Annotated in this window: 11 protein-coding genes and 1 riboswitch; of the genes, 7 read left to right on the forward strand and 4 right to left on the reverse strand. The window is 61.4% G+C overall.

Going from position 1 to position 12,251, the window contains the following annotated elements:
* The first annotated feature begins 121 nt into the window (after positions 1–121).
* From SJY08_RS06275 to bluB, 4 genes are all read left to right on the forward strand, one after another.
* Complete coding sequence (locus SJY08_RS06275) at positions 122–1,801, forward strand: NAD+ synthase (RefSeq protein WP_153762333.1); 1,680 nt, start codon at positions 122–124, stop codon at positions 1,799–1,801.
* 26 nt (positions 1,802–1,827) lie between these two features.
* Positions 1,828–2,139 (forward strand): hypothetical protein, encoded by a 312-nt coding sequence (locus tag SJY08_RS06280; protein ID WP_377275040.1) that lies wholly within the window; start codon positions 1,828–1,830, stop codon positions 2,137–2,139.
* 19 nt (positions 2,140–2,158) lie between these two features.
* Positions 2,159–2,995 (forward strand): hypothetical protein, encoded by an 837-nt coding sequence (locus SJY08_RS06285; RefSeq protein ID WP_377278495.1) that lies wholly within the window; start codon positions 2,159–2,161, stop codon positions 2,993–2,995.
* A 39-nt stretch (positions 2,996–3,034) separates the two neighbouring features.
* A riboswitch (cobalamin riboswitch) is annotated at positions 3,035–3,225 on the forward strand.
* Between the two features lie 40 nt (positions 3,226–3,265).
* A complete protein-coding gene (gene bluB, locus SJY08_RS06290) occupies positions 3,266–4,003 on the forward strand; it encodes a 5,6-dimethylbenzimidazole synthase (protein WP_377275041.1) in 738 nt (245 codons plus the stop codon).
* Here the strand turns inward: bluB and SJY08_RS06295 are convergent.
* The 4 genes from SJY08_RS06295 to SJY08_RS06310 form a co-directional block, all read right to left on the reverse strand.
* On the reverse strand, positions 3,960–5,129 hold the full coding sequence (locus SJY08_RS06295; protein WP_377275042.1) for a DUF2865 domain-containing protein: 1,170 nt from the start codon (positions 5,127–5,129) through the stop codon (positions 3,960–3,962). The genes bluB and SJY08_RS06295 overlap by 44 nt on opposite strands.
* A gap of 15 nt (positions 5,130–5,144) precedes the next feature.
* Positions 5,145–5,786 carry an acyl-homoserine-lactone synthase gene (locus SJY08_RS06300; RefSeq protein WP_054151081.1) on the reverse strand — a complete coding sequence of 214 codons (642 nt, stop codon included), beginning with the start codon at positions 5,784–5,786 and terminating at the stop codon, positions 5,145–5,147.
* 121 nt (positions 5,787–5,907) lie between these two features.
* On the reverse strand, positions 5,908–6,615 hold the full coding sequence (locus tag SJY08_RS06305) for a LuxR C-terminal-related transcriptional regulator (protein ID WP_377275043.1): 708 nt from the start codon (positions 6,613–6,615) through the stop codon (positions 5,908–5,910).
* 115 nt (positions 6,616–6,730) lie between these two features.
* The gene (locus SJY08_RS06310) at positions 6,731–9,046 is read right to left on the reverse strand and encodes an NADP-dependent malic enzyme (protein WP_377275044.1); all 2,316 of its coding nucleotides are present in this window, start codon (positions 9,044–9,046) and stop codon (positions 6,731–6,733) included.
* Positions 9,047–9,247: 201 nt separating this feature from the next.
* Between SJY08_RS06310 and SJY08_RS06315 the strand changes: the two genes are divergently transcribed.
* The 3 genes from SJY08_RS06315 to SJY08_RS06325 all read left to right on the forward strand — a co-directional run bounded on the left by SJY08_RS06315 (position 9,248) and on the right by SJY08_RS06325 (position 12,248).
* Positions 9,248–10,105: a UDP-2,3-diacylglucosamine diphosphatase gene (locus SJY08_RS06315; RefSeq protein ID WP_377275045.1), complete on the forward strand. Its 858-nt coding sequence runs from the start codon at positions 9,248–9,250 to the stop codon at positions 10,103–10,105.
* 171 nt (positions 10,106–10,276) lie between these two features.
* Positions 10,277–11,428, forward strand: coding sequence for an ABC transporter permease (locus SJY08_RS06320; protein WP_377275046.1), 1,152 nt, complete (start codon positions 10,277–10,279; stop codon positions 11,426–11,428).
* Positions 11,429–11,438: 10 nt separating this feature from the next.
* Positions 11,439–12,248: an ABC transporter ATP-binding protein gene (locus tag SJY08_RS06325; RefSeq protein ID WP_069041218.1), complete on the forward strand. Its 810-nt coding sequence runs from the start codon at positions 11,439–11,441 to the stop codon at positions 12,246–12,248.
* Positions 12,249–12,251: the final 3 nt, after the last annotated feature.

Raw genomic sequence — 12,251 nt, forward strand, 5'->3', positions numbered from 1 at the left:
ACGACATATGAGCTTAAGTTCCCGGTGTTTTCCGCGGTTTGGTTAGTGTCGGGCTCGCCTGCAGTCCGCCTTCGAAAGAAGCGACGTTGCGATCCGTGCGACGAGCCGCTAAATCGGTGTCATGAGCGAAACAAAGAAGATCTCCGACGTCCTGCGCATTGCGGTGGCACAGTTCAATCCTGTTGTCGGCGATGTCGTCGGCAATCTTGCCAAGGCCCGTGCGGCTCGTGCGGACGCTGCCGGGCAGGGGGCTGACCTCGTCTTGCTGACGGAGCTCTTCATTTCCGGCTACCCGCCCGAAGATCTCGTCCTGAAACCGTCTTTCCTCAAAGCCTGCCTGCAGGCTGTGGAAGCGCTCGCTGCTGATACCGCCGATGGCGGACCGGGCGTCATTGTCGGCTTTCCGCGTCAGGGTGAGAAGGGACGGCACAACTCCGTCGCTATCCTCGATGGCGGCAAGATCCTCGCCTTCCGCGACAAGATCGATCTTCCGAACTATGGCGAATTCGACGAGAAGCGGGTGTTTACCGAAGGCGAGATGCCGGGACCGGTCAATTTCCGCGGTGTCCGCATCGGCGTGCCGATCTGCGAAGAGATCTGGAACGATCTCGGCGTCTGCGAGACGCTGGCCGAGACGGGCGCCGAAATCCTGCTCGTGCCGAACGGCTCGCCCTATTATCGTGGCAAGGTGGATATCCGTCATCAGGTGGCGCTCCGCCAGGTGATCGAGACCGGCCTGCCGCTGATCTTCGCCAATCAGCTGGGCGGGCAGGACGAACTGGTCTTCGACGGCGCGAGCTTCGCCTTCAACGGTGACAAGTCGCTCGCCTTCCAGATGAGCCAGTTCGAGGAGACGCTGTCTGTCACGACCTGGAAGCGGACCGCGGATGGCTGGCGTTGCGATCAGGGGCCGATGTCGCGCATTCCGGAAAAGGAAGAGGCCGACTACCGCGCCTGCGTGCTCGGCTTTCGCGATTATGTTAACAAGAACGGCTTCAAGAGCGTCGTGCTCGGGCTTTCGGGTGGCATCGATTCCGCCATCTGTGCGGCGATCGCCGTGGATGCGCTCGGCGAGGAGCGGGTGCGCACGATCATGCTGCCTTACCGCTATACCTCGCAGGAGAGCTTCTCCGATGCCGAGGCCTGCGCCAAGGCGCTGGGCTGCCACTATGACATCGTGCCGATCCAGGAACCGGTCGAAGGTTTCCTCTCGTCACTTTCCGACATGTTCGAGGGGACCGAGAGCGGCATTACCGAAGAGAACCTGCAGAGCCGGACGCGCGGTACGATCCTGATGGCGATCTCCAACAAGTTCGGCTCGATGGTGGTGACGACCGGCAACAAGTCCGAGATGTCGGTGGGTTATGCCACGCTCTACGGCGACATGAATGGCGGCTTCAATCCGATCAAGGACCTCTACAAGATGCAGGTCTATGCGCTCTCGGCCTGGCGCAACGAAAACGTGCCGCCCGGTGCGCTTGGTCCGTCCGGCGAGGTGATCCCTGCCAATATCCTGTCGAAGGCGCCGTCTGCGGAACTGCGCCCGAACCAGACCGACCAGGACTCCCTGCCGCCCTATCCGGTGCTTGACGACATTCTCGAATGCCTCGTCGAAAAAGAGATGGGTGTCGATGAGATCGTCGCGCGCGGCCATGACATTGCGACCGTTCACCGGGTCGAGCATCTGCTCTATCTCGCCGAATACAAGCGTCGCCAGTCGGCGCCGGGCGTGAAGATCACAAAGAAGAACTTCGGACGTGATCGCCGCTATCCGATCACGAACCGGTTCCGGGATCGCTGAGCGTGTCGATAGAGGATATCGATGCCTTGGCTGCTTTGCCTGATTTCACGGCGGAGGAGCGCAGCTATATCTTTGCTGTCGGAGCGCATGACAATCAGGATAGCGGGCTGTACCGGACGCTCTCGGGCGCCGCCTATTTCCTGCCCTCGATCGCGATTGGCTGCTACGGCCTGTGGGACGGGAGCTACAAGATGCTCGGCATCGGGTTCCTCACGCTGAACGTCAGCCTGATCTGGGGTTTCTACACCGAATGGCGCAGTGCTCATGTTGAGCAGACGGGCCGGGCGATCTTCGCCAAACTGCGCCAGGCGATGGAAAATCGCTCGACCGCAGACTGACTTTTCCAAGGAGACCATGATGCGCAGTTCGGTCGAGATCTACGATATGACGACCCGTGAATGCGAGGTCGTCTGGCAGACGGATGACCTCGTCGAGGCGCCCAACTGGTCGCGCGATGGCGAGTTTCTGGTCATCAACGGCGATGGTCTTCTTTATGCGTTGCCGCTCGACGAAGACGATCCCGAACCGGAGCTGATCGACACGGGTTTTGCCGTGCGGCTCAACAACGATCATGGGATCTCGCCCGATGGCGCCTCGATCGCGTTTTCCGATCATACGCTTTTCGGCAAGTCCTGCATCTATCTGCTGGGTGATGGTGACGACGAGCCGCGCCAAGTCACCGACAAAATGCCGTCCTACTGGCACGGCTGGTCGCCGGACGGTAAGGAGCTTGCCTATTGCGGCGAGCGCAACGGCGCCTTCGATATCTATACCATCTCGACCAAGGGCGGGGCCGAGCGGCGGCTGACGAACGGCGAAGGGCACAATGATGGCCCTGATTACACGCCTGATGGACAGTGGATCTATTTCAACTCCAGCCGTACCGGCACCATGCAGATCTGGCGCATGCGCAGCGATGGCAGCGACCTGCAGCAGCTGACCTCAGACGGTTATGGTGACTGGTTCCCGCATCCCTCTCCGGATGGGAAGAAGATACTCTTCCTCTCCTACGATGCCGATGTCGAAGGTCATCCGCGCGACAAGCAGGTGCGACTTCGGCTGATGGACGCCGATGGCGGCAATGTCGAAACACTCATCGAGTTCTTCGGCGGTCAGGGCTCGATCAATGTGCCGAACTGGGCGCCGGACGGATCGGCTTTCGCCTTTGTCCGCTACTTCCCGGTCGAGGCTTGAGCCTGTCGCATTCCACTCTGTCCTGCGGCTGGTTCTTGCGGTATTGATCCGACGTCAGGTGCTTGCCGTTAGGTGAGAGAATCGGGAAGCCGGCGAAAATCCGGCACGTGCCCAACGCTGTGAGGCGGACATGATGCGCGAGGGGAAACCCGGCCACTGGAGCAATCCGGGAAGGCGCGCATCCTGGATGATGCCCAGTCAGAAGACCGGCCTGGCGAGATAGACCTTTCCCGCGTGGACGGCGGGTGGTTGCGCATTGTGGGGATTACGATGCACGACAGACCGAACGAGTTCCTCGTCCGGACGGCGCCCTTCGCCGACCAGGACAAACAGGCCGTCTACCGAGCCATTCACACGCGACGCGACGTCCGCGACCAGTTTCGCTCTGATCCGCTGCCGGATGATCTGGTGCGGCGATTGCTCGAAGCGGCGCATGCCGCCCCCTCCGTGGGCTTCATGCAGCCCTGGAGTTTCCTGCTGATCCGCTCTGCTCGAAAGCGCGAGGCCATCTGGCAGGCGTTTCTGCGGGCGAACGAGGAGGCGGAGGCCATGTTTCCGGTTGAGCAGCGGGACGTCTATCGATCCCTGAAACTGGAAGGCATCCGCAAGGCGCCGCTCAATATCTGCGTCACCTGTGATCCCGATCGTGCGGGACCCGTCGTGCTCGGACGCACCCATGATGTCAGGATGGACGCCTTCTCGACTGTCTGCGCCATCCAGAATCTCTGGCTCGCAGCACGTGCGGAAGGGGTCGGGCTTGGATGGGTCAGCATCTTCCACGAGGCCGAGGTGAAGGCGCTCCTTGGGATCCCGGAGCGGATCCAGATCATCGGTTATCTTTGCCTTGGCTATGTCGACGAACTCTATGCGACGCCGGAGCTCGAGGTGAAGGGATGGCGCAAGCGATTGCCGCTCGACGATTTGATCTTCGAGGAAAGCTGGGGGCAGATCGCGGAGCGGCCGATCACTCCTGCAGCGGCTGTGGACCTGACGTCGCCGGGTTCCTGAGGTCGATCGTGCCCTTGTCGGAGGGGAGGAAGGCCGGGCCGACGCGGCGTACGTTGAGGCTGGCCTCATCCAGCACGCGCTCCGTGGCAGGCACCGTCGCTGACGCAGCCTCCCGTTTTCCCGGTGCAACTTCGATGAAGGACGACTGGTAGTCCGGTACGGCCGGACGCGGCGTCATGCGCTGGTAGTATTGCTGCAGGTTGCAGGCGCAGGCGGGTTCCGCGTCGCTGCGTCGGTTGCGGTAGAGGAAGGCATTGGGCAGATCGCGATAGGGGCGGCCGCTGACTGCCGAGATCATGTCCACGGTCTCGCTGCGCTCCGGCGCGTGGAAAAACAGCTCCGTTTCCGTGCCCGGACACATCTGCTGGCATTGCGCCGCATCGCGGCCGAAGTTCATTGCCGAGGTCTGTGACGAGATCGGGAAGAAACCGCCATCGCAGGTGCGCACACACAGCGTGCGGACATTGCCGCTGGGCATCATGCTCATCGGCGGGGGCGGCGCTGAGTAGGCGGCTTCGGCTGCCCGGTCCGGACGGTAGGGTTCCGCCAGCGTGTCGAGGTAAGGGATACGCTCTGCTTCTTCCGGATAAGCCGCTTGATCCGGCCCACAACCATTCGCCTCAAGTGCTGTGACGAGGGCGGCGCGCGCATCTTCTACGCGGCTTTCGCGCAGATCCGAAAGCCTTGCTGCCAGGATGTCGCGATTGGCCTCCATGCGGGAGATTGCCGATGCCAGATCGCTGCAGTCATTGCCGCCATCGGGACGGATCTGGACGATGGACGAGGTCAGGCAGCGCAGCCGCCGCTGATCCTGGCGGGCCTTGCGAAGTTCGAGGTTCTGCTGGGCTATGGCGCTGGCATAGCTGTTAATTTCAGGCGACTGTCCGCCCTGTTCGACCAGAACCAGCCTATCGCGCAGCCGCTCGCAGAGCGCCGAGGCCTCAGCCTCGTTCGGCAGCGCGCTGCCGAGGGCGATCAGCAAAGCAATGGAACTGACTATCCTGCTCGGCACATCCGGATCCCAGTTGTCGTTTGCAGGGCGGAGGACGACCCTAGTGACATCAGGATAGCCGAGTGCCGGCCAAATGAAAATGACGGATGACGTGGCGGAGGCGCGAGCGGCCATCCGCCACGTCTCGCGTCAGGCGGCCTGCGCTGCCGTCAGGGTCATCGGCGCTTCGAGCACGCTGCCGTCGATTGCTGCCACCGCCTTCATTCGATCGAGCAGATCCTGCGACACCTCCCAGGAGACTGCGACCGCCTGGACCACACCAATCCGCTGAGGTTCACCGATCCGAATGCCCGGGCAGCCCATACGTTTGAACATGCGTTCCAGGAAAACATCGGTGACGGTAACGATATGGCTGAGACCGGATGCAAGGCCCAGCTCGCCCACCCCGCACATCAATTCGGCCGCCGCGATCGTCACCTGGTTGCTTGCCCGGTCTTGAGAAATCTCCGGATCGATGCAGAAGCGGCTCGATTCCCAGACTGCTGCGCTGCGGATCTGCGGTCCATCACCGAGGAGGACGGGAAAGGTGTCGTCGAGCATGTTGGGGCCGAGCGTCGGCAGCAGGCGCAATGACCCGCGCAGTTTTCCCTCGTCGCCATAGGAGAGGACATAGAGAGGATTGGCGCGATCATAGTCGTCGATTTCCCAGGCGTCGCGCACCTGGACGTCCCAACCCAACAGGTCATGGAAGACCCGCTTTCTCAACCTGTGCATGGCGTCGATATCGGCGGGAAACTGATTGCGACGGGTGCCGTTGATGATCCTGATCATGCTTTGCTCCTTCTTGCAGAACGGAACAGGCAGCATGCGTTTCCAAGGAAAATTCTAAAACTGGCGGTGGCGCCAGCTTTCGGAAATGCAATCTATGATATCGTGAAGGGATTTCTCCTTGTCATGGGGATTCTGGCTCGACGAGCCGCGGGATCAGGCCGCGCCAGACTGCTTCCGCGACGGCCTGGGCATTGTTGACGACGTCGAGCTTCTGCCGCGCATTGGCCATGAAATGCCGGATGGTTCGTTCGGAGATGCCGAGGATGACGGCTGTTTCCCAATAGCTCTTGCCGGCTGCGATCCATGCCAGTGTTTCGCGTTCTCGGCGGGTGAGAGGACGGGCGCGGGCCGCTTCCAGCTGTGCATCGGTCGATGCTCTGGCGAGGCGCGCGTTCAACAAGGTGCCGAGGCTCAGCATGTCGCGGTCATGGGCGCGGCGCCAGGCCGCCAGGCCCTCCGCAGTGGCGTTCAACTCGACCAGCAGACAGCTTTGCCGTCCCGGCAGGGGGTAGCCGACGATCCGGTGGTCGCGATTTGCGCTGCGCTGCCATGCCTTGAGCTCGACAGGTTGAAGCCCTGGCAAGAGGCTGGCGATCTGTTCAAAAGCCGCTTTGCGGTTGAGTGAGCGGGCGAGGTGAAGGGAATTTCGTCGATGGCTGTCGTGAATGTTGTGGGGGCGCAGGCGTGCGCTAGCGATCAATCCACCGAGATAGGTGATGCGGCCCGTCCGGTAAGCGCTCTGAAGCCTTGACAGGAAGTCTCCGGGATCAAGCGTCTCCTGGCGCTCCAGCAACTCCAAGAGATCGAAATACGTGCCTGAGAGCCCCATCAACAATACCCGAGATTTCAAGGGGCGCAGTGTCGGGGCTACAGCTTTGGCTTGTCCAGATGGCAAATTTCGTGAAAGCGAGCGGCAAACCTGATCGCCGCTCGCAAAAGCTTTTTCAGACCGCCGGCTGCGAAGCCTCGACGACGGCAAGCGCCGCCATGTTGACGACGCCGCGCGAGGTGACCGAGGTGGACAGCACGTGGGCGGGCAGGGCGGCACCGAGGAGGATCGGGCCTACATGCAGCGCGTCCATCATCATGCGGACGATGCCGAGCGAGATATTCGCGGCATCGAGGTTCGGGAAGACGAGCAGGTTTGCTTCGCCGGTCAGCGTGCTGTCCGGCATGGCGCGCTTGCGCAGAACTTCCGACAGCGCCGAACCGCCCTGCATTTCGCCGTCGACCTCCAGATCAGGGGCGCCAGCGCGGATGATTTCCAGCGCCCGGCGCATCTTCGAGGCGCTGGCGGACGGCCGCGAACCGAAGTTCGAATGCGACAGGAGGGCTGCCTTGGGTGCAATGCCGAAGCGACGGATTTCCTGGGCCGCCAGCATCGTCATTTCGGCGATCTCTTCCGCACTCGGGTCGTCGGTGACGAAGGTGTCGGTGAAGAAGATTGCACCGCGCTGCGAGATCAGAAGGCTCAAGCCCGAATAGTCGCGTACACCGGCGCGCTTTCCGATGATCTGGCGAACGTCGCGCACGTGGCGGTCGAAACGGCCTTCTACGCCGCAGATCAACGCATCTGCGTCACCGCGTTTCACAGCCAGAGCACCAATCACGGTGGTGTTGGTGCGCACGATCGTGCGAGCCGCTTCCGGGTTGATGCCGGCGCGGCCGACGAGGGCGAAGTAGTCGTCGACATAGTCGCGGTAGCGCGGATCGTCTTCCGGGTTGACCAGTTGGAAATCGGTGCCCGGGCGGATGCGCAGGCCATAGCGCTTCAGGCGAGTCTCGATGATCTGCGGGCGGCCGATCAGGATCGGTTCGCCGATGCCGTCTTCGAGCAGCACCTGGGCGGCACGCAGCACGCGCTCGTCTTCACCTTCGGAGAAGATCACACGCTTTTTGGACGCAGTCTTCGCTGCCGCGAAGATCGGCTTCATCACGAAGCCGGAGCGGAAGACGAAGCGGTTCAACTGGTCGAGATAGGTGTCAAAATCGGCAATCGGGCGGCGAGCGACGCCGCTGTCTGCCGCGGCCTTGGCGACAGCCGGTGCGATGCGCAGGATGAGACGCGGATCAAACGGCGAGGGGATGAGATAATCCGGACCAAAGGTCGGCGTTTCCCCGGTATAGGCCTTGGCCGCGACTTCCGAGACTTCTTCGCGGGCGAGCGCTGCAATCGCACGCACCGCCGCCATCTTCATCTCTTCGTTGATGGTGGTTGCGCCACAGTCGAGCGCGCCGCGGAAGATATAGGGGAAGCACAGGACGTTGTTGACCTGGTTCGGGAAATCCGAGCGGCCGGTGCAGATCATCGCGTCCGGACGGGCGGCGCGCGCCTCTTCCGGCATGATCTCGGGCTTCGGGTTGGCCAGGGCCATGATCAGGGGCTTCGGCGCCATGCGGGCCAGCAGCTCCGGCTTCAGGACGCCGGCTGCCGAGAGGCCGAGGAAGACGTCGGCATCGTCGATGCTTTCGGAAAGCGCGCGCTTTTCGGTTTCCTGGGCGTAGACTTCCTTCCAGGGATCCATCAGCTCGTTGCGGCCCTTATAGACGAGACCCTCGATGTCGTGCACCCAGATATTCTCGCGCTTGGCGCCGAGGATGACGAGCAGGTTGAGGCAGGCAAGGGCGGCTGCACCGGCACCCGAGGCGACGATCTTGACGTCCGCAATGGTCTTGCCGGCCAGTTCCAGACCGTTCAGGATAGCGGCCGCAACGATGATCGCGGTTCCGTGCTGGTCGTCGTGAAAGACCGGGATGTTCATCTTGGCGCGGAGCTGGTCTTCGACCTGGAAACATTCCGGTGCCTTGATGTCTTCGAGGTTGATGCCGCCAAAGGTCGGCTCAAGAGCCGAAATGGTCGAGACCATGTCGTCGACACCGGGTGCATCGATTTCGATGTCGAAAACGTCGATGCCGGCGAACTTCTTGAAGAGGACGGCCTTGCCTTCCATGACAGGCTTGGAGGCGAGCGGTCCGATATTGCCGAGGCCGAGAACGGCCGTACCGTTGGAGATGACGGCGACGAGGTTGGAGCGCGCCGTGTAGTCATCGGCTGCTGCCGGATCGTCCTTGATGGCGAGACAGGGGGCTGCGACGCCGGGCGAATAGGCAAGCGCCAGGTCGCGCTGGTTGCCAAGCGGCTTGGTGGCCTGAATCTCCAGTTTCCCGGGACGGGGATAGCGGTGATAGAAAAGCGCCTGCTCGTCGAGATCAGCGGTCGGGTTTGCAACTTGCGGCTTGTTCTTGTCCTGAGAAGTCATCGGTTCACCGGCAATTCCTGTCTTCACTTACTCCTTGTCGTCATACACGAATTGGCTGCGAGTGGTAGACTTTAGTTCCGCGATCCCCTGTCTGCGCGGAATGCGTGCCGGAACCGGCGATCCGCCGCGAATCTCCCGATGTCATCTTCCTGAAACACGAGTTTGATTAAGCGCTCATCAGACAGCGATGAGGACCGTGCCGTGGAAGACGCCAGCGAAACACGCCATTTCAGGACCCTGTTCATTTCGGACGTTCACCTCGGATCGAAAGCCGCCAAGACCGACTTTCTCCTGGATTTTCTGCGCACGCACGAGGCCGACACCATCATCCTGGTCGGTGATATCGTCGACGGCTGGCGTCTGAAGCGCAGCTGGTACTGGCCTCAGTCCTGCAATGACGTCGTGCAGAAACTGCTGCGCAAGGCCCGCAAAGGCACGCGCATCGTTTACATTCCCGGCAATCACGATGAGTTCATGCGCGACTTCCCGGGCATCCATTTCGGTGGCATCGAAGTTGCGCAGCGGATCGTGCACGAGATGGCCGACGGCAAGAAATATCTGGTTCTGCATGGCGACGAATTCGACGTTGTGGTTCGCAACGCCCGTTTGCTGGCCTATCTCGGTGACTGGGCCTATGATACGGCGATTGCGATCAATGTCATGCTGGCGGCTATCCGTCGTCGTCTCGGCATGCCCTACTGGTCTTTCTCCGCCTGGGCCAAGTTGCAGGTCAAACATGCGGTGAACTTCATCGGCGAATTCCAGCGGGTGGTGGCCGACGAGGCTCGTCGCGCCGAGGTCGACGGTGTCATCTGCGGCCACATCCATCATGCTGTCATGGAAGACATCGACGGGATCCACTACGTCAACACGGGCGACTGGGTCGAAAGCTGCACGGCGATCGCCGAGCACCCGGATGGCCGTCTGGAGCTGATTTCCTGGGGTCACAAGATCAGTGAAGCACCAGCGGCCAGCAAGCGTGCGAACAAACTCGTCCCCATCCTGCTGCCAAAACCGATTGCCGAAACGGCCCAGGACGACGGGATACGCGCGGCCTGAACCACCGCTCTGTTGCAAAGCGGTCATGACGCCCCGCAATCGGGTTGGAAAACGCGATTAACGGTTTGCAAAGGATTTCTTCGCAGGCGGCGATGGTTATAGTGTGCAGCCATCTGTCACGTGATTTGCGAACCCGGATCCCCCGGCGCGAATTTGGAAGTTGTCGCCACCTTGAGTTCGGTTGAGCAAGAAGACGCCCGTATTGAGATCGATGAGCAGCCGGACGGAAACGCCCGGCTTATCCGGCTTGCCGGTCGCTGGAAGAACAACAGCCTCACCGCGATGATCAAATCCGCCGGCCCGCTGGTCGATTCTCCGGTCGTGCAGCGAGAGACGATCGATCTCAGTGCCGTAAGCGACATGGACACGGCCGGCGCATGGCTGGTTCGACGTTTCATCACCGAAAGGCGCGAGCGCGGCGGTTCGATCGAGATCGTCGGCGGATCCCCCGGCATGCGCGAGTTGATCGAAGCCCTTCCTGAGCACGTCACTGCTCCGGAAAAGCCCGTCGATCACCGCACCCGTTTCGAGCGCATCTTCGAACCTGTAGGGAAAGTCACACTCAGCCTTTGGGGCGATCTGATCGCCATGATGTTCGTCCTCGGATCTGCTGTCCGCGGTGCGCAGACCAAGGCTGGTCGCGGCTCCGGGGTGTCTCCGGCGTCCGTGGTCAACCAGCTTGACCACATGGGGGTGAGGGCGGTGCCGATCATCGTCCTCATGTCCTTCCTGATCGGCGCGATCATTGCCCAGCAGGGCGCGTTCCAGTTGCGCTATTTCGGAGCGGAAGTTTTCGTCGTCGATCTCGTCGGCATCCTGCAGCTGCGCGAAATCGGCGTGCTGCTCACCGCGATCATGATCGCGGGTCGTTCCGGCAGCGCCATCACGGCTGAAATTGGTTCGATGAAGATGCGTGAGGAAATCGATGCCCTGAAGGTCATCGGCCTCAATCCGATCGGGGTGCTGGTCTTTCCGCGACTTGTTGCGCTGACGATTGCACTGCCCCTGCTGACGATCGTCGCCAACTTCTCGGCGCTCTACGGCGCAGCGGTCGTGGTCTGGGCCTATTCCGGCATCACATTCGATGTCTTCATCACCCGCCTTCACGAGGCGGTCGATTATTCGACGCTTGCGACCGGCATGATCAAGGCACCGTTCATGGCGCTGATCATCGGCATCATCGCGGCTGTCGAAGGCATGAAGGTGGGCGGCAGCGCCGAATCTCTCGGACGCCATGTGACAGCATCCGTGGTCAAATCGATCTTCGTTGTCATTCTCGTGGACGGGCTGTTTGCCATGTTCTACGCCGCGATCGATTTTTGAGGAGGGCCAGATGAACACCAGACCCTCCCAGGACCGCGAGGTCATCCTGTCGGTAAAAGATCTGACGGTCGGCTTCGGCGAGAAGATCGTTCTCGACAAGCTGAACCTCGACATCTACCGCGGCGAGATCCTCGGCTTCGTCGGAGCATCCGGCGCGGGCAAGTCCGTTCTGATGCGCACTGTGTTGCGCCTCCTGCCGCGTCGTTCCGGCAAGATCGAGATCCTCGGCGCGGATTACGATGCCGTCGACGACCTGCAGCGCATGACGCTCGATACACGCCTGGGGGTTCTTTTCCAGCACGGCGCCCTATTTTCCTCGCTGACTGTGAAGGAAAACATCCAGTTGCCGATGCGTGAATATCTGGATCTGCCGCAATGGCTGATGGATGAGCTTGCCTATCTCAAGATCGAGCTGGTCGGCCTCCATCCCGATGCTGCGGACAAATACCCATCCGAACTCTCGGGCGGCATGATCAAGCGTGCGGCACTTGCGCGTGCACTGGCGCTCGATCCGGATCTCGTCTTCCTCGACGAACCAACCTCCGGTCTCGATCCGATCGGGGCTGCCGAATTCGATGAATTGATCGCGCAGCTGCGCGATACGCTTGGATTGACCGTCTATATGGTGACCCACGATCTCGACAGCCTGTTCTCCGTCTGCGACCGTATTGCGGTCCTCGGGCAGAAGAAGGTTCTGGTCGAGGGGACGCTGGACGATATGCTCGCCTTCGATGATGCGTGGGTGCAATCCTATTTCCGGGGCAAGCGTGCCCGTTCCATTCCCCGGCCGGAGCAATCCGCCGGACATCCGGTAGAGTGAGCC

Origin of the sequence: Rhizobium sp. R86522 (genome assembly GCF_042466255.1) — a bacterium.
Classification (GTDB): domain Bacteria; phylum Pseudomonadota; class Alphaproteobacteria; order Rhizobiales; family Rhizobiaceae; genus Allorhizobium.